The 20,649-nt window shown below is 63.6% G+C and carries 20 protein-coding genes; 9 read left to right on the top strand and 11 right to left on the bottom strand.

Annotated features, from left to right (window positions below):
* Window positions 1-90: 90 nt before the first annotated feature.
* The 3 genes from gatB to gatC all read right to left on the bottom strand — a co-directional run bounded on the left by gatB (window position 91) and on the right by gatC (window position 3,470).
* On the bottom strand, window positions 91-1,518 hold the full coding sequence (gatB, locus tag FLQ03_RS12090) for an Asp-tRNA(Asn)/Glu-tRNA(Gln) amidotransferase subunit GatB (RefSeq protein ID WP_144370986.1): 1,428 nt from the start codon (window positions 1,516-1,518) through the stop codon (window positions 91-93).
* 148 nt (window positions 1,519-1,666) lie between these two features.
* Entirely contained in the window at window positions 1,667-3,118 is a 1,452-nt protein-coding gene (gene gatA, locus FLQ03_RS12085; RefSeq protein ID WP_144370985.1) for an Asp-tRNA(Asn)/Glu-tRNA(Gln) amidotransferase subunit GatA, read from the bottom strand.
* A gap of 64 nt (window positions 3,119-3,182) precedes the next feature.
* On the bottom strand, window positions 3,183-3,470 hold the full coding sequence (gene gatC / locus FLQ03_RS12080) for an Asp-tRNA(Asn)/Glu-tRNA(Gln) amidotransferase subunit GatC (protein WP_144370984.1): 288 nt from the start codon (window positions 3,468-3,470) through the stop codon (window positions 3,183-3,185).
* Between the two features lie 214 nt (window positions 3,471-3,684).
* On the opposite strand from gatC, the gene FLQ03_RS12075 reads away from it, so the two are divergent.
* From FLQ03_RS12075 to rodA, 5 genes are read left to right on the top strand one after another with little or no spacing between them, the layout of a single operon-like run.
* Window positions 3,685-4,728, top strand: a complete 1,044-nt coding sequence (locus tag FLQ03_RS12075) for a rod shape-determining protein (RefSeq protein ID WP_017507473.1) — start codon at window positions 3,685-3,687, stop codon at window positions 4,726-4,728.
* A gap of 54 nt (window positions 4,729-4,782) precedes the next feature.
* A complete protein-coding gene (gene mreC / locus FLQ03_RS12070; RefSeq protein ID WP_144370983.1) occupies window positions 4,783-5,688 on the top strand; it encodes a rod shape-determining protein MreC in 906 nt (301 codons plus the stop codon).
* Window positions 5,689-5,690: 2 nt separating this feature from the next.
* Window positions 5,691-6,194 (top strand): rod shape-determining protein MreD, encoded by a 504-nt coding sequence (gene mreD, locus FLQ03_RS12065; protein ID WP_144370982.1) that lies wholly within the window; start codon window positions 5,691-5,693, stop codon window positions 6,192-6,194.
* A gap of 6 nt (window positions 6,195-6,200) precedes the next feature.
* On the top strand, window positions 6,201-8,153 hold the full coding sequence (mrdA, locus tag FLQ03_RS12060) for a penicillin-binding protein 2 (RefSeq protein WP_144370981.1): 1,953 nt from the start codon (window positions 6,201-6,203) through the stop codon (window positions 8,151-8,153).
* Window positions 8,134-9,228: a rod shape-determining protein RodA gene (gene rodA / locus FLQ03_RS12055; RefSeq protein WP_144370980.1), complete on the top strand. Its 1,095-nt coding sequence runs from the start codon at window positions 8,134-8,136 to the stop codon at window positions 9,226-9,228. The genes mrdA and rodA overlap by 20 nt, the downstream gene beginning before the upstream one ends.
* A 12-nt stretch (window positions 9,229-9,240) precedes the next feature.
* Here the strand turns inward: rodA and FLQ03_RS12050 are convergent, their stop codons facing one another.
* Together FLQ03_RS12050 and FLQ03_RS12045 are read right to left on the bottom strand one after the other, a co-directional pair.
* Complete coding sequence (locus FLQ03_RS12050) at window positions 9,241-10,047, bottom strand: DUF2145 domain-containing protein (protein WP_240802270.1); 807 nt, start codon at window positions 10,045-10,047, stop codon at window positions 9,241-9,243.
* Window positions 10,034-10,483: a hypothetical protein gene (locus tag FLQ03_RS12045; protein WP_144370979.1), complete on the bottom strand. Its 450-nt coding sequence runs from the start codon at window positions 10,481-10,483 to the stop codon at window positions 10,034-10,036. The genes FLQ03_RS12050 and FLQ03_RS12045 overlap by 14 nt, the downstream gene beginning before the upstream one ends.
* 279 nt (window positions 10,484-10,762) lie before the next feature.
* Between FLQ03_RS12045 and FLQ03_RS12040 the strand changes: the two genes are divergently transcribed.
* Window positions 10,763-11,647: a sterol desaturase family protein gene (locus FLQ03_RS12040; RefSeq protein ID WP_144370978.1), complete on the top strand. Its 885-nt coding sequence runs from the start codon at window positions 10,763-10,765 to the stop codon at window positions 11,645-11,647.
* Here the strand turns inward: FLQ03_RS12040 and FLQ03_RS12035 are convergent.
* The 5 genes from FLQ03_RS12035 to FLQ03_RS12015 all read right to left on the bottom strand — a co-directional run bounded on the left by FLQ03_RS12035 (window position 11,620) and on the right by FLQ03_RS12015 (window position 14,801).
* The gene (locus FLQ03_RS12035; RefSeq protein WP_144370977.1) at window positions 11,620-11,940 is read right to left on the bottom strand and encodes an AzlD domain-containing protein; all 321 of its coding nucleotides are present in this window, start codon (window positions 11,938-11,940) and stop codon (window positions 11,620-11,622) included. The two genes, FLQ03_RS12040 and FLQ03_RS12035, sit on opposite strands and share 28 nt — an antisense overlap.
* Window positions 11,937-12,653: an AzlC family ABC transporter permease gene (locus FLQ03_RS12030; protein ID WP_144370976.1), complete on the bottom strand. Its 717-nt coding sequence runs from the start codon at window positions 12,651-12,653 to the stop codon at window positions 11,937-11,939. The genes FLQ03_RS12035 and FLQ03_RS12030 overlap by 4 nt, the downstream gene beginning before the upstream one ends.
* A gap of 16 nt (window positions 12,654-12,669) precedes the next feature.
* Window positions 12,670-13,134, bottom strand: a complete 465-nt coding sequence (locus FLQ03_RS12025; RefSeq protein WP_144370975.1) for a GFA family protein — start codon at window positions 13,132-13,134, stop codon at window positions 12,670-12,672.
* A gap of 127 nt (window positions 13,135-13,261) precedes the next feature.
* Window positions 13,262-14,089: an AraC family transcriptional regulator gene (locus FLQ03_RS12020; RefSeq protein ID WP_144370974.1), complete on the bottom strand. Its 828-nt coding sequence runs from the start codon at window positions 14,087-14,089 to the stop codon at window positions 13,262-13,264.
* Between the two features lie 67 nt (window positions 14,090-14,156).
* The gene (locus tag FLQ03_RS12015; RefSeq protein ID WP_144370973.1) at window positions 14,157-14,801 is read right to left on the bottom strand and encodes a MarC family NAAT transporter; all 645 of its coding nucleotides are present in this window, start codon (window positions 14,799-14,801) and stop codon (window positions 14,157-14,159) included.
* Window positions 14,802-15,030: 229 nt separating this feature from the next.
* Here FLQ03_RS12015 and FLQ03_RS12010 point away from each other — a divergent pair, with 229 nt between their 5' ends.
* Window positions 15,031-15,489 (top strand): copper chaperone PCu(A)C, encoded by a 459-nt coding sequence (locus FLQ03_RS12010; protein ID WP_144370972.1) that lies wholly within the window; start codon window positions 15,031-15,033, stop codon window positions 15,487-15,489.
* 434 nt (window positions 15,490-15,923) lie between these two features.
* Here the strand turns inward: FLQ03_RS12010 and FLQ03_RS12005 are convergent, their stop codons facing one another.
* Entirely contained in the window at window positions 15,924-17,081 is a 1,158-nt protein-coding gene (locus tag FLQ03_RS12005; protein ID WP_144370971.1) for a glycerophosphodiester phosphodiesterase, read from the bottom strand.
* Between the two features lie 145 nt (window positions 17,082-17,226).
* Between FLQ03_RS12005 and FLQ03_RS12000 the strand changes: the two genes are divergently transcribed.
* Both FLQ03_RS12000 and FLQ03_RS11995 read left to right on the top strand, forming a co-directional pair.
* Entirely contained in the window at window positions 17,227-19,965 is a 2,739-nt protein-coding gene (locus tag FLQ03_RS12000) for an EAL domain-containing protein (RefSeq protein WP_170252400.1), read from the top strand.
* A gap of 363 nt (window positions 19,966-20,328) precedes the next feature.
* Window positions 20,329-20,634: an Rdx family protein gene (locus FLQ03_RS11995; RefSeq protein ID WP_144370969.1), complete on the top strand. Its 306-nt coding sequence runs from the start codon at window positions 20,329-20,331 to the stop codon at window positions 20,632-20,634.
* The last annotated feature ends 15 nt before the right edge of the window (window positions 20,635-20,649 follow it).

Raw genomic sequence — 20,649 nt, 5'->3', positions numbered from 1 at the left:
AGGCTATGAAATGACCTTGTTACAAGGCTTTACACAACAGAAAAACGGCGGCACACCCTGCGGTGTGCCGCCGTTTAAAGTGAATGGCAATCAGGCCAGCTTCTGCTTCAGAATCTCCTGCACCTGCGCCGGATTGGCCTTGCCCTTGGACGCCTTCATCACTTGGCCAGCCAGTGCATTGAGCGCTTTTTCCTTGCCGGCACGGAATTCTTCCACTGCCTTGGGGTTGGCCGCGATGGCTTCTTCCACCATTTTTTCGATGGCACCCACGTCGGACACCTGCTTCAGGCCATCGCGCTCGATGACAGCATCGGCCGTCAGATCGGACTCCCACAGCGCATCGAACACCTGCTTGGCCAGCTTGTTGGACAGCGTACCGTCGGCAATGCGCACGATCAGGCTGGCCAGACGCTCGGCGCTGATCGGGCAGGCGGCGATGTCCAGACCGTCGCGGTTCAGGCGGGCGGCGATGTCGCCGTTGATCCAGTTGGCCGCCAGCTTGCCTTGTGCCGAGGCCTGCGCCACGGCTTCAAAGTAGCGCGCCTGCGCCAGGCTGCTGGTCAGCAGCGCCGCGTCGTAGGCGGACACGCCGAAGGCCTCGACGAAGCGGGCCTTCATCTGCCCCGGCAGCTCCGGCATGTCGGCGCGGGTAGCGTCGATCTGGGCCTGGCTGATGCGCACCGGCAGCAGGTCCGGATCGGGGAAGTAGCGATAATCGTGCGCGTCTTCCTTGCTGCGCATCATGCGGGTTTCGCCGCTATCGGGGTCGAACAGCACGGTAGCTTGCTGGATCTTGCCGCCATCTTCGATGGTGTCGATCTGCCACTGGATTTCGTACTTGATCGCCTGCTCCAGGAAGCGGAACGAGTTCAGGTTCTTGATCTCGCGGCGGGTGCCGAACTCGGCCTGCCCGAACGGGCGTACCGATACGTTGGCATCGACACGGAAGCTGCCTTCCTGCATGTTGCCGTCGCAGATACCCAGCCAGGTCACCAGCGTGTGCAGCGCTTTGGCGTAGGCCACGGCTTCTTCCGGCGAGCGCATGTCCGGCTCGGACACCACTTCCAGCAGCGGGGTGCCGGCGCGGTTCAGGTCGATACCCGACAGGCCGTGGAAGTCTTCGTGCAGCGATTTGCCGGCATCTTCTTCCATGTGCGCGCGGGTGACGCGAATCACTTTTTCTTCTTCACCCACCAGAATGGCCAGCTTGCCGTGCTCGACGATCGGCAGCTCCATCTGGCTGATCTGGTAGCCCTTGGGCAGATCGGGGTAGAAGTAGTTTTTGCGGGCAAACACGTTCTTCTGGTTGATGGTGGCGTCCAGCGCCAGACCCAGACGAATGGCCTTGTCCACGACCGCCTTGTTCATCACCGGCAGCACGCCCGGCAACGCCAGCTCTACCAGCGAAGCCTGGGTGTTGGGTTCAGCGCCGAAAGCGGTGCTGGCGCCAGAGAAAATCTTGGAGACGGTGTTGAGCTGCACGTGCACCTCAAGACCGATGACGACTTCCCATTTCATGGTCGGAAAATCCTTATGTTCTTAGCCACGAAATCCACTAACGGACACGAAAAGACCGAGGACAAGATCAAGCTGACTCAAGTCACACAGCATCATGCGACAAGCTGCTTTCGTGTTTTTTCGTGGATTTCGTGGCCAATTGATCGTTTTACAGCGCCGGCGCCTTGCTGTGCCAGTCGGTTACTTGCTGGAACTGATGCGCCACGTTCAGCATCTTGGCCTCGGCAAAGTAGTTGCCGATGATCTGCAGGCCCACCGGGCGGCCGTTGTCGGCAAAACCGGCCGGCACGCTCATCGCCGGCAGACCGGCCAGATTCACCGACAGTGTGTAGATGTCGGACAGGTACATCTGTACCGGGTCGCCCGACTTCTCGCCCAGATTGAACGCAGCCGTCGGCGCCACCGGCCCCAGGATCACGTCGCAGCCGGCAAAGGCGGCCTTGAAGTCCTCGGCGATCAGGCGGCGGATCTTCTGCGCCTTCAGGTAGTAGGCGTCGTAGTAGCCGTGGCTCAGTACGTAGGTACCCACCATGATGCGGCGCTTCACTTCGCTGCCAAAGCCTTCGGCGCGGGTGTTTTCGTACATTTCCACCAGGTCGCGGTACTCGCTGGCGCGATGGCCGTAACGTACGCCGTCAAAGCGCGACAGGTTGGCCGACGCTTCGGCCGGGGCAATCACGTAGTAAGCCGGAATCGACAGGCGGGTATTCGGCAGGCTCACCTCTACCACCTCGGCACCCAGCTTTTTCAGCTCGGCCACGGCGTTGTCGATGATGCGGCCAACGTCGGCCGCCAGGCCGTCGGCAAAGTACTCGCGCGGCAGGCCTACACGCAGGCCGGCCAGCGGCTGCGCCAGGTCGCGGGCGTAGTCTTCGCGGGCGCGCTCCAGGCTGGTGGAGTCGCGCTCGTCAAAGCCGGCCATCACGTTCAGCATCAGCGCGCAGTCTTCGGCGGTCTGCGCCATCACGCCACCCTGATCCAGCGAGCTGGCGTAGGCCACCATGCCGAAGCGCGATACCACGCCGTAAGTAGGCTTGATGCCGGTCACGCCGCAGTGGCTGGCCGGTTGGCGGATGGAGCCGCCGGTATCGGTAGCGGTGGCTACCGGCGCCAGGCGGGCAGCCACGGCAGCGGCCGAACCGCCGGACGAGCCGCCCGGAATGGCGTTCACGTCCCACGGGTTTTTCACGGCGCCGTAGAAGCTGTTCTCGTTAGACGAGCCCATGGCGAACTCGTCCATATTGGCGCGCCCCAGCGTTACCAAGCCGGCGGCCTGGCATTGCTCGATCACGTGCGCGTTGTACGGCGAGATGAAGTTATCCAGCATCTTCGAGCCGCAACTGGTCTTCCAGCCTTGCTGGCAGAAGATGTCCTTGTGCGCGATCGGCACACCGGTCAGCAGGCCGGCCTGGCCGGCAGCGCGGCGCGCGTCAGCGGCGGCGGCTTCGGCCAGCGTCTTGTCGCGGTCGACGGTAATGAAGGCATTCAGCGCCGGGTTCAGCGCGTCGATGCGGTCCAGATAGGCAGTCGCCAGCTCCACGGCCGATACCTGGCCGGTGGCGAGCTGCTGCGACAGTTGTTTGAGCGTGGCGTTAATCATCTTGTCTTGATGTCCGTCCAGAATGGCCACCCGTTGCGGGTAGCTGCGGCCAACGTTGGCCGCGTTATTCGATGACCTTGGGAACCAGGAACAGGCCTTTTTCCACTTGCGGGGCCACGGCCTGGCAGGCGTCGCGGCGGTTCGGCTCGGTGACGGCGTCTTCACGCAGACGCAGCGACACGTCCTGCGGATGCGCCATCGGTTCGATACCGTCCGTATTGACGGCCTGCATCTCTTCGATAAGGCCAAGAATATTGTTGAGCTGGCTGCCGACTGCCTCGATTTCGGCGTCGGTCACGGCGATGCGGGAGAGTCGCGCAATCCGCGCAACATCCTGATGGGTCAGCGACATGGCGTCCTCGTCAAAACCTTTAATAATTCAAGCGTTGTAGGGTATCATAACTGGTTTGTTTCCCCCAAGAATACAGGGGCATCGCGCAGCAAAAAGGGGCAGAATTTTTACGCAAAAAGCGTGAACCTTTCTCCGGCGCGCTGCCCTAAAACGCCACGATTGCAATGCGGTAAACTCATAGCACCGCACACAAACCCATTCTCAGGATCGCCACATGTTTCGCTCGCTCACCGGCTACTTTTCCAACGATCTGGCCATCGACCTTGGCACAGCCAACACCCTGATCTACATGCGCGGCAAAGGGATCGTGCTTGACGAACCTTCCGTAGTGGCCATTCACAGCGACGCCCCCACCAACAAGAAATCCATCCTGGCCGTGGGCCTGGAAGCCAAAAAAATGCTGGGCCGCACGCCGGGCAGCATTCAGGCCATCCGCCCGATGAAAGACGGTGTGATCGCCGACTTCACCGTCACCGAACAGATGCTGAAGCAGTTCATCAAGAAAGTGACCCCCAGCCGCTTTTTCTCCGCCAGCCCGCGCATCGTGATCTGCGTACCGTGCGGTTCCACCCAGGTGGAACGCCGCGCGATCAAGGATTCGGCACTGGCCGCCGGCGCCCGCCGCGTCGAGCTGATCGAAGAGCCGATGGCGGCTGCCATCGGTGCCGGCCTGCCGGTTGAGGAGCCGACCGGCTCGATGGTAGTGGATATCGGTGGCGGTACCACCGAAGTAGGCGTGATCTCGCTGGGCGGCGTGGTGTACTCCAACTCGGTACGTGTCGGTGGCGACAAGTTCGACGAAGCCATCATCAACTACATCCGCCGCAACTACGGCATGCTGATCGGCGAAACCACCGCCGAGGAAATCAAGAAAACCATCGGCTCTGCGTTCCCGGGTGCCGAAGTGCGCGAGATGGAAGTGAAAGGCCGCAACCTGGCAGAGGGCATTCCGCGTGCGTTCACCGTGTCCAGCAACGAGATCCTGGAAGCGCTGACCGAGCCGCTGAACCAGATCGTGTCTGCGGTGAAGATCGCGCTGGAACAAACCCCGCCGGAACTGGGCGCCGATATTGCCGACAAGGGCATGGTGCTGACCGGTGGCGGCGCGCTGCTGAAAGACATCGACCGCCTGTTGGCCGAAGAAACCGGCCTGCCGGTGTTCGTGGCCGAAGAGCCGCTGACCTGCGTGGTGCGCGGTTCCGGCAAGGCGCTGGACAAGATGGACAAGACCGGCACCATCTTCACCAACGTACCGTAATCTTCCGCTCCTTCTGATGGTGCTGCCCTGCACGGGGCAGCACATGGCTGCTGCATGAACTTCGCCAACACCCCCCGCTTTGCCAACCAGGGCCTGCGCCCTGGCTCCCAGCTGCTGCTGTGCGTGCTGGCATCGCTGACGCTGATCATCGGCGACAGCCAGTTCGGCCTGATGGACCGTACCCGCGACGCTTTGTCTGTGGTGTTGTACCCGCTGCAACGCGCGGTCAACATGCCGCTGTCGGCCGCTGCCCATGTTGGCGAGTTCTTCGTGACCCAGGCGCAGCTGAAGCAGGAAAACGCCGACTTGCGCAGCCGCGAGCTGGCCCAGTCGGCACGCTTGGCCCGGCTGAACACGCTGGAACAAGAGCTGCTGCAACTGAAAGCGCTGAACGGCTTGCGACTGGGCAACGCCCAGGGTGGCAAGCTGGGCGAGGTGCTGTACACCGCACGCGACCCGTTCTCGTACAAGATCATCATCGACAAAGGGCTGGACGCCAATATCAGCGCCGGTCTGCCAGTGGTGGACGAGCGCGGCCTGCTGGGCCAGGTTACCCGCGTGCAGCCGCTGACCGCCGAAGTCACCCTGATCATCGACAAGAACCAGATGGTGCCGGTACGCAACCAGCGTACCGGGCAGCGTTCGCTGCTGTACGGCTATGGCGGCGGCGTGGAAGTGCGCTACCTGCCTGCTGCGGCCGACATCCAGCCTGGCGACCTGCTGGTCACCTCCGGCATCGACAACCTGTACAGCGAAGGCATTCCGGTGGCGCGTGTCACCCGCGTCGACCGCCCGGCAGGTGCCTCGTTTGCCCGTGTGCTGTGCCAGAGCATTGCCGGCGTACAGTCCAGCCGCTACGTACTGATCTTGCCACCACGCGCCGCATTGCCGCCGCGGCCGGAACCGGCGCCGCAGCCGGCCAAGCCGAAAAAGAAAAAAGACACCGAGGATGAAGGCTGACCATGAGCTATGACCGCCCGCAAGAACTGCTACGGCCGGTAAAGCGCCGCTTCATCACGCTGACGTTTACCCTGGCCTTGATGATGGAGCTGCTGCCGCTACCGGTAGGCTCTACCCGCTGGCTGCCCGACTTTGTCGGCCTGCTGATCCTGTACTGGGCCATCAACCAGCCGCGCCGCATCGGTATCGGCATGGGTTTCCTGATCGGCCTGATCGTCGACGTCAGCACCAACAGCCTGTTCGGCCAGCACGCGCTGGCCTACTCGGTCACCACTTATCTGGTGATGCTGCGCCAGCGCCAGCTGGTGATGTTCAACCTGGGCCAGCAGGCGCTGGTAGTGATGACGCTGATGCTGGCCAACCAGTTGATCATGGCGCTGGTGCGGCTGGTACTGGGTTCGGCTTTTGTCGGCGCCAGCTACTTCCTGCCACCGCTGATGGGCGCTTTGCTGTGGCCGCTGCTGACCAAGCTGCTGCTGCTTCCCTACCGCCATCACACGATCTGACGCCCGATGCAGCGCCCCACCCGCCTGAAAGACCCGCAAGCCGAAGAAGGCCAGTTCCAGCTGCGCCTGGTCATTGCCTACGCCTTCATGGTGCTGATGCTGCTGGTGCTGGCCGCCCGCTTCATCTGGCTGCAGGTCATGCAGTACGAGCACTTTGCCACGCTGGCGCAAAACAACAGTATCTCGCTGGTACCGGTACAGCCTAACCGCGGTCTGATCATGGACCGCAACGGCGTGGTGCTGGCGCAGAACCATGCCGCCTATACGCTGGAGATTACCCCCGCCAAGATGGACGATATGGAAGCCACCATCAAGGCGCTGGGCAGCATGGTGGAGATCACGCCACGCGATGATCGCCGGTTTCGCAAGTTTCTCGCTGAAAGCAAGGAGTTCGAACCGGTTCCGCTGAAGCTGAAGCTCACCGAAGAAGAAGCCGCCCGCATTGCGGCCAACGCCTGGCGCTTTCCGGGGGTAGAAGTGAAGGCGCGCCTGTTCCGCGACTATCCATACAAAGAGCTCACCAGCCACGTGCTGGGCTATATCGGCCGCATCAACCAGCGCGACCAGCAAAAGCTGGAAGAAGAAGCACAGCTGGCCAACTACCGTGGCGCCACCCATATCGGCAAACTGGGCCTGGAGGCGGTATACGAAAACGAACTGCACGGCCGCAACGGCTTTGAAGAAGTGGAAACCGACGCCGGTGGCCGCGCCGTGCGCAGCCTGCGCCGCACGCCACCGGTGCACGGCAACAACCTGAAGCTGGCGCTGGACATCCGGGTACAGGAAGTGGCGGACAAGCTGTTCGGCCAGCGCCGTGGCGCGCTGGTGGCCATCGACCCGCAAACCGGCGGTGTGCTGGCTTTCGTGTCCAAGCCAGGCTTCGACCCCAACCTGTTTATCGACGGCATCGACAGCGCCACCTGGAAAAGCCTGAACGAAGACTGGCAAAAACCGCTGGTCAACCGTGCATTGCGCGGCCTGTACCCGCCGGGCTCCACTTTCAAGCCGTTCATGGCGATGGCCGCGCTGCAGGCGGGAGCCATCGGGCCCTACGACGTGCGCCCGGCGCCGGGCTACTTTACCTTGCCCGGCTCCAGCCACCAGTTCCGCGACTCCAACCCGCGGGGTAACGGCATGGTCAACATCGGCAAGGCCATCGCGGTGTCCAGTGACACCTTCTTCTACCGCCTGGCGTGGGACATGGGTATCGACCGCATCCATCCGCTGGTTGGCCAGTTCGGTCTGGGCGCCAAGACCGGCATCGACCTGGACGGCGAAGCCAGCGGCGTGCTGCCGTCCAAGGCCTGGAAAGAGAAGCGCTTTGCCCGCTACAAACCGGAAGTGCGGCGCTGGTACCCGGCAGACGTGGTCAGCGTCGGCATCGGCCAGGGCTTCAATGCCTATACCCCGCTGCAAATGGCCAACGCCACGGCCATTCTGGCGGCAGGCGGCAAAGTGTTTCACCCGCACCTGGTGCAGGAAATCACCGAGGCCGGTAGCGGCAAAGTGCGGCTGGTGGAGCCCAAACCGGTGCGCACGCTGGCCTTCCGTCCCGAGCTGTACACGCACGTGAAAGACGGCATGGTGGCGGTAATGCGCCCCGGCGGTACCGCCGCCAGGTTGGCCGCAGGGCTGACCTACACCATGGCCGGCAAAACCGGTACTGCCCAGGTGGTACAGATCAAACAGGGTGCCAAGTACAACGCCGCGGCACTGGCCGAGCAATACCGCGACCACTCGTGGTTCATCGCTTTTGCACCGGTGGAAGCGCCACGCATCGCTATTGCCGTCATCGTGGAAAACGCCGGCTTCGGTGCCGCCAGCGCCGCGCCGATTGCCCGCGCGGTCAGCGACTTCGCCCTCACCGGCAAGGTGCCGGCCGACCTGAAAGGCAAACTGATTACCATGCCGGAGCCGGCACAGGCAGGAGACAAGCAAGATGCAAGCGCCGCTCAGTAAGCGTATCTGGGACACCATCGCCGCGCCGTTCGACGGCTGGCTGATGCTGTTTCTGGCGGGCATCTTCGTAATGAGCATGCTGGTGCTGTTCTCGGCGTCCAACCAGAGCTGGCACAAGATCGACAACAAGCTGATCTACACGGTGATGGCACTGGCCATCATGTGGGTGATGGCCAATGCGCGGCCGCAAACGGTGATGAACTTTGCGCCGCCGCTGTACGCCGCCGGCGTGCTGATGCTGGTGGGGGTGGAACTGTTCGGCATCACCGTCAACGGTTCTACCCGTTGGCTGAACCTGGGCATCGTGCGCATCCAGCCGTCTGAAATCATGAAAACCGCACTGCCGATGATGGTGGCGTGGTACTTCCAGAAGTACGAAAGTACCCTCAACTGGCGCCACTACCTGTTTGCTGTGCTGCTGATCGTGATTCCCGGCGTACTGGTGCTGAAGCAGCCCGACCTGGGCACTGCCACCCTGATCATGGGTGCCGGTTTCTTCGTGCTGTTCTTTGCCGGGCTGTCGTGGAAGATCATCATCGGCGGCTTGGTCGCCTTCCTGGCCAGCCTGCCGGTGGTGTGGAACCTGATGCACGACTACCAGCGCCGCCGCGTGCTGACGCTGATCGACCCGATGCAGGACCCGCTGGGCGACGGCTACCACATCATCCAGTCGATGATCGCCATCGGCTCCGGCGGCCCGTGGGGCAAGGGCTGGCTGAACGGCAGCCAGACACACCTCGACTACATTCCGGAGCGCACCACCGACTTCATCTTTGCCGTGTACTCGGAGGAGTTCGGCCTGGCCGGTAACCTGCTGCTGCTGGCCCTGTACCTGGGGGTGATCAGCCGCGGCATGCTGATCACCGCCCGCGCCCAAACGCTGTATGGCCGCCTGCTGGCCGGTGCCATCACGCTGTCGTTCTTCGTCTACGTCTTCGTCAACATGGGCATGGTGGCCGGCATCCTGCCGGTGGTGGGCGTACCGTTGCCGTTCATGTCCTACGGCGGCACCGCCACGGTGTCGCTGGCGGTGGCGCTGGGCATGCTGATGAGCATCGGCAACACCAAGCGCTAGCGCGCCCCGCACTCAATAACGGCGTGGCTGGGTACCGGTAATCTCCTCGATACGCCAGCCCTCGCCTCGGCCCTCCACAAAGTGGATGATCGAGTCCACCGACACGGTACGGATACGGTTGCTGTAACGCAGCGCATCGGGGTGATCGTCAAACGCGATATTGGCCTTGAACATGCGCCCGCCCAGCCGCGTCAGTGGCCCCAGGTCCAGCTCGGTGGGCTGGTAGCCCTGCTGCTGCAACCAAGCCTGCGCTTGCTCACGGGTATACAACTGACGGCCATCCACCATGCTGGCGGCCAGGTTTTCCAGCACCCAGGTATTGGAATTCTGGTAACGGCTGGCAAACGGGTACGCCACCATGCTGTAGCGGCTGCTGAATAGCGTCCGCAGCAGCGGGCCATCCTGCAAGCGGGTCTGCAGCCGCGCCGCCACCGCCGGCGGCGGGATCAGCACCACCGAGTCGTAGGAAAACATGTCATCCAGAAAGAAGTTGCCCAGCCCCTCGTACCACAGGTCGGCCTCGGCCGAGCCGCACTGGTTGAGCAGGTGCGCCATGCGCCAGTGGCCATCCGGCTGGCGGTAGGCAAAACCGGCGTGGGTATAGCGCAAACCGTACTTGCCCAGGTCCTGCCCCATGCGCCCCAGCACCACCACCGGGCTATCCAGCTGCGCCAAGCGCTGCTGCACCTTGGCCGCCGTGCCCAGTGCCAGCCGGTAGGTATCCACCGTCAGCAACTTTTCGCTGCAGCCCTGCCCGGCCTGGGCTGCCAGCGGCAACAGGGCCAGAGCCAGCCACAGCCCGCGCTCAGGACGGTACACGGTTGTGCTCCAGCAGCGCCTTGCCCACGGTGTCGGGGATAAAGGCCAGTACCTTGCCGGACAGCACCAACAGATGGCCGCCGGTCACCGCGCTGACTTGCAGCGTCTGGCCCACGGCTGCGCCGGAGGCACGGAAGGCACCCGCGCTCATTTCCAGCGACCACTTGCCGGCCTTGCCGGCCGACTCCAACAGCACCTTGACGGTATCGGCGCTGCCCTCGGCCACGCCGGCAATGATCAGGCCAGACCCGACTAGCGGCGCCAGCATGAATTCGCCATTGCCCTCCGCGCTGCCGGCCACACTCAGCGCCGGCGACAGCACAATGGACAGCGTACCGACCACCACCTGGTCGGACGGGGTCAAGCGCGACTCGGCCAAGGCCGGCTGACTATTCAACAGGGCAAGGCCCAGTAGCAAGGCTGACAAGCGTTTCATGGTGCGCTCCAAGGGGAAATGCCATGCAGATTGCCAGTTTCGGCCGCCGTTGCCAAATACCGGCGCGATCCCCGGCCAAGCGGTCAGCCCGTTCGCCACATTTTTATACGTGGCGCTTTCGTCACAGCGCCACGGCTTGCTAGCCGCCGCATTCAAACGATCGTTGCAAATGCTGCCACGGCATCCGCAAGATAGAGCCCGGGCTCTAGCCAGAGTACCAGACGTCATTACACGGACCGCACCGCCACGACGGCGCGGCCAACATCACGAGGAGGCAATATGGATTTCAGCATCGAACTGTTACTGCTGGCGCTGGCGCCGCTGTTTGTCGGCTGTGTGGCCGCCGAAGCCTGGTACTGGCAGCGCAGCGGCCGCGCCGACATCTACAGCTGGAGCGACACGCTGTGCAACGCCGGCCTGGCCCTGCTGCACCAGGGCGCCGACAAGCTGGCCTGGCTGGCGGTGATACCGCTGTACCAATACGTGTACCAGCACTACCGGCTGTTCGACCTCGGCCACAGCTGGGGCCACTTTGTGCTGCTGTTTCTGGCACAAGACTTTTTGTACTACGGGTTCCACCGCGCCAGCCACCGCGTACGCTGGCTGTGGGCGGCGCACAGCGTGCACCACAGCTCCACCCGCATGAACCTGTCTACCGCATTCCGACAGAGCCTGATGTACCCGCTGGCCGGCATGTGGGCGTTCTGGCTGCCGCTGGCGTGGCTGGGCTTTGCCCCGCAGCTGGTAATCGGCGTGGTGCTGCTGAACCTGGCGTTCCAGTTCTTCGTGCACACCCAGGCCATCCCCAAGCTGGGCTGGCTGGAGTACGTGTTCAACACACCGTCCATCCACCGCAGCCACCACGCGCGCAACCCCTGCTACATCGACCGCAACTACGCCGGCGTGCTGGTGATCTGGGACCGCCTGTTCGGCAGCTACGTGGCAGAACGCGACGACACGCCGTGCGATTACGGCACCCTGAAGCCGGTCAACAGCCACAACCCGCTGTGGGTCAGTGTGGTGGAATGGCGCGACATGCTGCGCGAAACGTTGGCCGCACGCAGCTGGCGGCAGCGGCTGACACTATTGTTCGGCCCGCCCGAAGTGGCCGAGCGCGTGGCCGCGCAACTACCTGCTCAGAACAGCCAGCGCCACACGCCGTAGGCCACAAAGCCCAGCACGATGGCCGGCAGCGTCTGCCGGCTGAAAAACGCCACCGTCGCCGCCACCAGCGTGCCCGGCAGGTAAGCATTGGCCAGGCTCAGGTCGATGTCGCCCTGCGGCGCCAGCGCCATCGGCACGATCAGTGCGGTCAGCACTGCCGCCGGTACGTAGCGCAACGCCCGCTGCAAGGCCGGCGGAAACGCCAGCCGGTGGCCGAACACCAGAAAACTCAACCGGATGCCGTACGTCACCACCAGCATCCCCAGAATGGCCAACCACAGTGGCTGCGTCATACCTGTTCCTCCTGTATGCGGCCTGCGGCCAACCTTTCAGCCAGCATGCCGGCGCCCACGCCAGCCAGCGCCGCCAGCATCAGCCCCAGCTTGTACGGCAGATGGCGCGCCAATAGCGCCACCACACCCGCCGCGATGGCAGCCGCCAGCACCGGGTACTGCCGCAGCTGCGGCGCCACGATGGCAGCAAACGTGGCCACCATGGCAAAGTCCAGCCCCAGGCCTGCCAGGCCCGGCACGCTTTGCCCCAGCAGCACGCCGGCCAGCGTCCACAGCTGCCAGTTCAGGTACATCGCCAGCGACGAACCCAGCCAGTACCAGACACCGCCTTGCGCTGCCCCATGCTCGCGCAGATGGTGCTCCACCACGGCGTAGGTTTCGTCGGTCAGCCAGAACGCCAGCGGCCAGCGCCAGCGCGCCGGCAAGTCGCGCACGTAGGGCAGCAGGCTGGCGCTGTACAGGGCGTGGCGCAGGTTCACCACAAAGGTGGTGAGCCAGATCACCGGCAGCGCCGCGCCGCTACCGATCAGGCTGACGGCCACAAATTGCGACGAGCCGGCAAACACCAGCGCCGACAGCGCCAGTACCGCCCAGGCGGGGATGCCGCTGGCGATGGCCAGCGTGCCGAAGATCACGCCAAACGGCGCCGCACCGACCAGCATCGGCACCGTGTCGCGTACGCCCGCCAGCAAGGCGGTACGGTGAGGGTTCATGCCACACTCCACAAGTTCAGGGTTGGCCGCAAGCGGCGTCAGCACGCCAGGCCTGCAGCAAGGGTTCCCACGCCGGCGGGTTGCCGGGGTAGCACAACACACCGTCTGGCGGCTGCCAGCCGGCCTGCGCGCTGGCGGTCCAGATATGCGCCACCGGCCGCCAGGCCGGCGCGTCGTCCAGGGTGCCGGGTTTGATACTGAGCACGTCGCCGTTACCCGAGCTACGGTGGAACAGCCGCGTACCGCACTGCGGGCAGAAATCGCAATCCATTACCCGGCCGGAAGGGGTGTGACGCTGCCAGCGCTGCACCGCCCCCTGCAACAGCGTCAGCTGCGCTGCCCGCAGCCACAGCGCCATGCCGAAAGCACTGGCCGACTGGCGCTGGCATTCGCGGCAATGGCACGCAAACACAGTGAGCACTTCGCCGTGGACGCGGTAGCGCACGGCGCCGCACTGGCATTGGCCTTCCAGGGTCTGCATCACTTATCTCCGGGGCAAAAGGGCATTCTGGCACGCGCCACAAACGGCGCGATGGAACAAGCTGTTCAGTACCGACTATGCCGGCAGCCGGCACGATCTGGCTTGAACGATCTTGCGCAGCAAGCGGCTAACGGCCCCTGACAGTACGCTGGTAGGCGGCCGGGGTAATGCCCAATGCGGCGCGGAAGGCGCGCGTCAGCTGCGGCTGGTCGGCAAAGCCCAGTTGTGCCGCCACCTGCACCGGCGCCACGCCGTGTGCCAGCAGGCTACGGGCGCGCGCCACGCGCAGCTGGTTGCGCCACGCTACCGGCGGCAGACCGAATTGCTGGCGAAAGCGGCGGTTGAGGTGCCACGGCGACAACCCGGCCTCGTCGGCCAGTTGCTGCAGCGACAGGTTGTCGGCCAGCCGGTCGGCCAGCAGGTTGCGTACCCGCAGCAGCGCCGGCGCAGCGTCGGGCAGGGCTGCCTCGCGCACGCCCATGTGGCGGGTCAGTACGTCGGCAAAGATGCCCTGCTGCACGCTCTCGCGCAGCAGACGGTCGTGGCTATCGCGCAGCAAAGGCTGCAGTTGCCATAGCCGCTGCCACAGCTCGGGGTCGTAGACCACGGTGTCGCGGAAATAAGGCTGTACCGCGCGGCCGGCGATCTGGCTGGCTAGGCCTTGTATCAGCTGCGCCGACGGGTAGTAACCGTGGTAGCCCCAGCCGGCGTCGTGCGCCGAGCGGCCGGTGTGGACCTCGCCGGGGTTGATCAGGATCAGCGCCCCCGGCCCGGCCACGTGGGTACCGCCGCGCCAGTGATAAGACTGCGCGCCCCAGTGCAAGGTGTTCACCACGTACTCCTCGTGGAAGTGCGGGGCAAACACCTGGCGGGTATAGAAGGCGTCCAGCAGCTCCAGCGGCGCGATGTCGTCGGCGCGGAAGAAGCGGGCGTGTTCGGGGCGGGCGGCGGTCATGTGGCAGTAGCAGCAAGGGGATGCTGCATTCTGGCACAGCGCTAGCGCGCCGTTTTGAACGATCTTGTCAGGAACCGGCCATGAAGGTGCGGATGCCGGAGCCGATGAACTGCACGCCAACGCAGATCAGCAAAAAGCCCATCAACCTGCCCAGTACCTCGGTACCAGCGCGGCCGATGCGCTGCGCGATCCAGCCGGCAGAACGCAGCAGCAGGAAGATGCCGGCGCAGGTGGCAAAAATCGCCAGCGTGGTCATGCCCAGCGCCAGCAGGCGGGCGGTGTGGTTATCCAGCTCGGCGATTTCGGTGGCCATGCCGATCACCACCGCGATGGTACCCGGCCCGCTGATGCCCGGCATCGCCAGCGGAAAGAACGAGTAATCCTCGCGCCGCTTGGTGCTGGGCGCCATGCCCGGGTCTTGCGACAAAAACAGCATGCGGTAACCCAGCGTGGCCACCACAAAGCCGCCGGCAATACGCAGCGCACCGTAGCTGATGCCGAACGCGCCCAGAATGACGTTACCCGCCAGTAGCGACACCAGCATGATGGCCGCCGCGTACACGCAGGCCATGCGCGCCTGGTGCGCGCGGCGCAAGTCGCTCATGCCCTGCGTCAGGCTGACGAACAGCGGAATCTTGGACAAGGGGTTGGTAATGACCAGCAGGCTGACCAGCCCGCCAAAGAAAAACTGCAGATACAGCGCCTTGATCATGATGTACTTCACGGATGGGTTGGCCGCCATTGTAGCCAGCCTGCGCCGTGCTGCACGCCGCCACGGCCAAAGACAATAAAATTGCGGCGCTTGTCCGACATGGCGCACGCCATGCTGCCGGCTGCCCGCGCGGGCTGCGACATTTTGTCGCAGGGCAATGTGTCGCAACACAGACAGTGTTAGCCTTGCGGCCAACCTTGATGTCATTTACTTCTGCAAAGGAATTCTCATGCGCAAACTCGCCGTCCTGGCCCTGGCCTCCCTGCTGTCGCTGCCTGCCCTGGCGCACGAATACACTGCCGGTGCGCTGAAAATCGGTCACCCGTGGAGCCGTGCCATGCCGGCCACCAGCCCGACTGCCGGCGTATTCATGACCATCAACAACACCGGCAAAGACGCCGACAAGCTGCTTTCCGCCACCAGCCCGCAAGCTGGCAAGATCGAGATGCACACCCACGTCAACGACAACGGCGTGATGCGCATGCGCGAAGTACCGGGCGGCATCGCGGTACCGGCTGGCGACACCACCAAGCTGGCCCCGGGCGGCCTGCACGTGATGCTGTTCGACATCAAGCAACAAGCCAAGGTGGGCGACAAGTTCCCGCTGGTGCTGAAGTTCGAGAAAGCCGGCGAAGTGAAGGTAGACGTGAAAGTGGAAGACGGCGCACCAGCGGCCCACGCCCACTAAGCGACTACGCCCAATCAAAAAGGCTGCCGGGGGTTAATGCCAGTCAGTAAGGCAAATGTGCTTGGTTTCCAAGTAGCAGGACGTGAGTGAAGCGCCCCATCCCGTTGGCGCGAGCCGGGCAAAATGGTGCGCCACAGGTTTTAAGACGCCGATTTGTTTGAGCCCCGAGCCGTTAGCGAGGGGCGAGTTCGGCGGCGCCTGGGGCGTGCCATTTTGGACGGGGTTTCGAGCAGCCCCAGGTTGCGGGGGAATGAAAAGGGGGCGGCAATCCGCCCCCTTTCCCGTCTGCCGGGCGGAACCGGCATGTAAACATCGTCCGCATCGCGGACACAATCTTCAAACACAACAAACCCCTAGCCAAAAAAACGCCAGTCAGCGCTAACTGACTGGCATTATGCCCGTGGGCAGCCTTTTGGCTTTACTGGCTACGACGCTTACTTTTGCAGCAAGCGGCGCGCGGCCAGTGCGGTGTCGGTGTAGTCGGTGAACACGCCGTCCACGCCCAGTTCAAAGTAGGCGCGGTACTCTTCCAGCGGGCTGTCCTGGAAGTTGGCCGCCAGGTGCTTGGACTCGTTGCGGAAGGTGTACGGGTGCACCACCAGGCCCAGTTTGTGGGCGTTCTTCACCACGTCGCTCGGCTCGATCAGCGTCATGTCGCGCTGGTCAACCACCTTGTCGCCGTCCACGTCTGCAGCCTTGCCGGTTTTCGGGTCCACCATGGCCTGCCAGCTGATCAGGTACGGCTTCCACGGGCCGATGCCGTCGGCAAACGATTTGATCTCTTTCAGGCCGGCCGGCGTCAGCATGTCGGCGTAGGTGCGTTTGTCGCCAGCCACCACGTGGTCGTACGGCACGTTGGCATCGATGGTGCCATCCGGGCGCACGTCGTTGGCGTCCAGCAGGTACACCAGCTTGTTGGCGGTGAGCTTGCGCAGCTGCTTCAGGTTGGCCGCTTCGAACGACTGGATGAACACCGGCGCGTCCTTGCGGTTCAGTTTGTACTGTTTCAGTAGCGCCACCAGCGGCTGTTCCAGCGCCAGGCCCAGCTTCTGGTGATAGGTCGGGTGCTTGGTTTCCGGGTACACACCGATCTGGCGACCCACCTCTTTGGATTTGGCTTCACGCAGCGCTAGCACTTCTTCAAAAGTAGGCACCTGGAACTGGCCGTCGAAGGCCTTGCTGCGGTCGCCACGCGGCTGGATGGCACGCAGGGTCTTGATCTCGGCCAGGGTGAAATCGCTGGCAAACCAGCCTTCTTCCTCGTTGCCATCCACCATCATCTTGCGCTTGCGGCTGGCGAACTCCGGGCGCTTGGCCACGTCGGTGGTGTCTTTCAGATTGGGCTCGTGACGGGCGATCAGCACACCGTCCTTGGTGGCGACCAGATCCGGTTCGATGAAGTCGGCGCCCAGTTCGATGGCTTTGGCGTAGCCCTCCAGCGTGTGGTCCGGCATGTAGCCGGACGCGCCACGGTGGGCGATCACCAGCGGCGCCTTGCCATCCAGCGTCGGGAAAACGGTTTTCGGGCCGGCACTGGCCGGTACGGCCGCGGCGGTAGCCAGCGCCATGGCGATGATGGTCTTCTTGTTCATTGCAACCCCCTGAAGTGAAACGTGTCGATGAAAGCTGCGAGTCTGGCACAGCCATGTGATGGTTTTTTGACAAGCCATCTAGCGGCGCTGCAGCTGGGGGCGGCAAGCTGCTATGCTTGGTATCTGTCCCGACACCCTTCGCCTCATGAGCCTCTTCCTGATCAACAAGCCGTTCCGCCCTGCCCTGCTGCTGGTACTGATTTTCCTGTCCGGCGCGCTGGGTAGCTGGTGGCTGGCGGCCTCCGCCGCCCGGGACGTGGATGCGGAAACGCTGCGCGTAACCCAGCTGGCACTGAACCAGGAACTGGCACGTGAGCGGCGCCAGCTGGCCAGCAGCCTGCAGGACTACGCCAACTGGGACGAGATGGCCGACAAGATCAACCGTGCACAACCCGATCTGGCGTGGCTGAACGATAACCTGACCGCCTCGGTGTACCACAACCTCAACGTGCACCTGGCGCTGCTGGTGGACGCCAGCGACGGCGTACTGCTGGCGCGACGCAATGGTTTGCTCAGCCCGCAGCCCGCCACGGTACTGCCGCTGTCCAACCAGCAATGGCTGACACTGTTGCGCAGTACCGACCGCTATCATCAAGCCGGCCAGATCACCATGCCCAGCCAGCTGTTGCGCGTGGACAGCATCAACCCGCTGACCGGCTACCCGGAGCCGCGCATTCTGATGCTGTCTATCCAGCGCATCACTGCCGAGCAACAACCGGCAACAACCTCACCCTATTTGCGCTATCTGGTCTTTGCCCGTTACCTGGACCAAGCCGTGCTGCAACAGCTGGCCGACGGTTTCCTGCTACCGCAGGTACGGCTGTTTTTCACACCGGAAAGCCCGCCGGGGCTGTCGTCGCTACCGCTAACTGACAACAACGGCCAGACGCTGGCCTGGCTGGCCTGGCCGCCGCGGGCGCCCGGCAACAACATGCTGGAACGCATGCTGCCGCAGAGTGTTGCCTTGCTATTACTGATCCTGCTGCTGGGCGCGGCCATCGTGCGCATGGCAGAACGCTGGCAAAGGCAAAGCCAGCAACAGTCGGCGCGCTTGCAGCAGCAGGGCGCCGCGCTGCAAAACCTGGTCACCAGCCGCCGCGACGACCAGCAGGAGCTGCGCGAGTATCTGGAGGAAGTCATCCCGCTGCTCAGCCAGACCTTGCGCGTCAGCCGCATCAGCGTGTGGCAGTTCACACCGGACGGCAAGGAACTGCACTGCCTGGCCGGGCTGAACGTCAGCAGCGGGCAGTTTGGCAGCGGCGAAATCCTGGAGCAGGCCAACCATAGCGACTACTTCCAAGCCATGCGCCAGCAGCGCTACCTGGCAACCGACCATGCGCAGCAAGACGAACGGCTTAGCAGCCTGCGCAGCTACCTGGTGGCCCGTAGCGTGCATACCATGCTGGACGCCGCCATCATGGTCGGCGGCCTGCACCACGGCATTTTGTGCGTGGAATCGCAAACGGCCGGCCGGCAATGGCAGCAGGACGAGATCAACTTTGTCTGTTCCGCCGCCGACATCCTGGCGCTGGTACTGGAATCACGCGCCCGCCTGCACGCCGAAGGCGAGCTGTACCGTCAGTTCTACTACGACCGTTTCACCGGCCTGCCCAACCGCAGCCGCCTGCTGATGCAGCTGGACGAACAGATCCAGCAACGCGAAAGCCAGGGCAACCACGGCAGCGGCCCGCTGGGCTGCCTGATGCTGGCGGTGGAGGGGCTGACCAACATCAACGAACTGTACGGCCGCGACAACGGCGACCTGGTCATTCGCGAGCTGGGCAAACGGCTGGAAAGCATTACCGAAAACGGCGAGATGGTGGCCCGCAGCGCCGACAACCGTTTCTCGCTGCTGGTACTGGGGCGTGACGAAGAACGGCTGTGCAAACGGGTGGATCATGTCGCGCAGCAGTTGGGCAAGCCGCTGGATATCCAGGGCCAGCAATTGTACATCCGCCTCAGCATTGGCCTGGCGCTGTACCCGCAAGACACCAACGACGCCGAATCGCTACTGGAACACGCCGAAATGGCGCTGCAAATGTCGCGAGAAGGCCCGGGCGACTGGGTACGCTTCCACCCCGACATCAACAGCAACTGGCGCCGTCGCAACCGGCTGCAAACCGAACTGCGCCAGGCCATTGCCCGCAACGAGATGCTGCTGAACTATCAGCCGTATGTCTCGCTGAAAACCGGCAAGGTCGCCGGTGCCGAAGCCCTGGTGCGCTGGCAGCACCCGGAGCTGGGCCTGGTCTCGCCGGCCGACTTCATCCCGATGGCAGAAGAAACCGGCGCCATCCACAGCATTGGCGCCTGGGTACTGGAAGAAGGCATCCGCCATGCGGCCAACTGGCGTTTGCGCTTTCTGGAAAACTTCACCATCTCCATCAACGTCTCGCTGCTGCAGCTGGAAGACCCGCACTTTGCCGAAAGCGTCACCGCCCTGCTGGCCACCCACCACCTACCGGGAGAAGCCCTGGAGCTGGAAGTGACCGAAGGCCTGGCCCTGCGCAACACGCCGGAAATCGACAGCAACCTCGGCAAGCTGCGCGCGCAGGGCATTGCCATTGCCATTGACGACTTCGGCACCGGCTACGCCTCGTTCAGTTACCTGCGCCGTTTCCCGGTAGAAAAACTGAAGATCGACAAGCAGTTCCTCGACCGCGTGCCCGACAGCGAGGCCGGCAGTAATCTGGTGCGCATGATCGTCTCCATGGGTCATACGCTGGGTGCCTCGGTCACCGGCGAAGGCATTGAAAACATCGAGCAGGCACGCTTCCTGGCACGCCACGGCTGCGACTACGCCCAAGGCTACCTGATCAGCAAACCATTGGGAGCCAGCGCGCTGGAACGCTTCCTGGTGGATGCCGATGCGCTGCCCTTATGATTTCACCTTGCGCTTTGTCATAATTTAGACCTATAGAAAGGTATAAACAGGCCTAAACCGGCCAAACGTTGCCGGAATGTAACATGCTGCAGCGCAATATTGTCCGACAAGCAAGCACTGCGCTGGCCTGCCCCGCCGACTTGATGCACACTTGCCCCACGTTGCACCCTGCCTCCCAAGCATTGCGCCAGGTTTCCAAAGAAGACCGGGTGATGGAGGAGAGACGAGCTCCACAGGAGCCACAACACATACAACACAGAAAGTAGCGGATCAAGGCGGCGGTGCAACGTCCCCCACCCTGCAGTTTGCAAGCCCTCACACCAGCATTACCATGGCCCTCTTTACCCGTTGCGGCCAACCTCCATGACACCCCCTGACCTGCCCCGTATTGCCATTCGTTACTGCACCGGCTGCCGCTGGATGCTGCGCGCCGCCTGGATGGCGCAAGAGCTGCTCACCACCTTTGAAAAAGACCTGGGCGAAGTTGCGCTGCAACCCGGCAGCGGCGGCGTGTTCACCGTCCATGTCGACGACGTGCTGGTCTGGGACCGCGTGGCCGACGGCGGCTTTCCCGACATCAAGGTGCTGAAACAGCGTGTGCGCGACCGCATTGCCCCCGACCGCCACCTGGGCCACAGCGACCACACCGCCGCCGACAGCGGGCAGTAAGGCGGCGCCTTGAGC

Origin of the sequence: Vogesella urethralis (genome assembly GCF_007644045.2) — a bacterium.
Taxonomy (GTDB): Bacteria; Pseudomonadota; Gammaproteobacteria; order Burkholderiales; family Chromobacteriaceae; genus Vogesella; species Vogesella urethralis.
This window is presented reverse-complemented; position numbering and strand designations above follow the sequence as displayed.

Excerpts from the sequence above, each read along its gene's own strand:
- FLQ03_RS12040 (WP_144370978.1), top strand. The coding sequence starts at position 10,763 with ATGGATTTCAGCATCGAACTGTTACTGCTGGCGCTGGCGCCGCTGTTT.
- FLQ03_RS12005 (WP_144370971.1), bottom strand. The coding sequence starts at position 17,081 with ATGAACAAGAAGACCATCATCGCCATGGCGCTGGCTACCGCCGCGGCC.
- FLQ03_RS12030 (WP_144370976.1), bottom strand. The coding sequence starts at position 12,653 with ATGAACCCTCACCGTACCGCCTTGCTGGCGGGCGTACGCGACACGGTG.
- FLQ03_RS12075 (WP_017507473.1), top strand. The coding sequence starts at position 3,685 with ATGTTTCGCTCGCTCACCGGCTACTTTTCCAACGATCTGGCCATCGAC.
- gatB (WP_144370986.1), bottom strand. The coding sequence starts at position 1,518 with ATGAAATGGGAAGTCGTCATCGGTCTTGAGGTGCACGTGCAGCTCAAC.
- mreC (WP_144370983.1), top strand. The coding sequence starts at position 4,783 with ATGAACTTCGCCAACACCCCCCGCTTTGCCAACCAGGGCCTGCGCCCT.
- FLQ03_RS12020 (WP_144370974.1), bottom strand. The coding sequence starts at position 14,089 with ATGACCGCCGCCCGCCCCGAACACGCCCGCTTCTTCCGCGCCGACGAC.
- FLQ03_RS12035 (WP_144370977.1), bottom strand. The coding sequence starts at position 11,940 with ATGACGCAGCCACTGTGGTTGGCCATTCTGGGGATGCTGGTGGTGACG.
- gatC (WP_144370984.1), bottom strand. The coding sequence starts at position 3,470 with ATGTCGCTGACCCATCAGGATGTTGCGCGGATTGCGCGACTCTCCCGC.
- mrdA (WP_144370981.1), top strand. The coding sequence starts at position 6,201 with ATGCAGCGCCCCACCCGCCTGAAAGACCCGCAAGCCGAAGAAGGCCAG.
- FLQ03_RS12000 (WP_170252400.1), top strand. The coding sequence starts at position 17,227 with ATGAGCCTCTTCCTGATCAACAAGCCGTTCCGCCCTGCCCTGCTGCTG.
- FLQ03_RS12025 (WP_144370975.1), bottom strand. The coding sequence starts at position 13,134 with ATGCAGACCCTGGAAGGCCAATGCCAGTGCGGCGCCGTGCGCTACCGC.
- FLQ03_RS12045 (WP_144370979.1), bottom strand. The coding sequence starts at position 10,483 with ATGAAACGCTTGTCAGCCTTGCTACTGGGCCTTGCCCTGTTGAATAGT.
- gatA (WP_144370985.1), bottom strand. The coding sequence starts at position 3,118 with ATGATTAACGCCACGCTCAAACAACTGTCGCAGCAGCTCGCCACCGGC.
- mreD (WP_144370982.1), top strand. The coding sequence starts at position 5,691 with ATGAGCTATGACCGCCCGCAAGAACTGCTACGGCCGGTAAAGCGCCGC.
- FLQ03_RS12010 (WP_144370972.1), top strand. The coding sequence starts at position 15,031 with ATGCGCAAACTCGCCGTCCTGGCCCTGGCCTCCCTGCTGTCGCTGCCT.
- rodA (WP_144370980.1), top strand. The coding sequence starts at position 8,134 with ATGCAAGCGCCGCTCAGTAAGCGTATCTGGGACACCATCGCCGCGCCG.
- FLQ03_RS12015 (WP_144370973.1), bottom strand. The coding sequence starts at position 14,801 with ATGATCAAGGCGCTGTATCTGCAGTTTTTCTTTGGCGGGCTGGTCAGC.
- FLQ03_RS11995 (WP_144370969.1), top strand. The coding sequence starts at position 20,329 with ATGACACCCCCTGACCTGCCCCGTATTGCCATTCGTTACTGCACCGGC.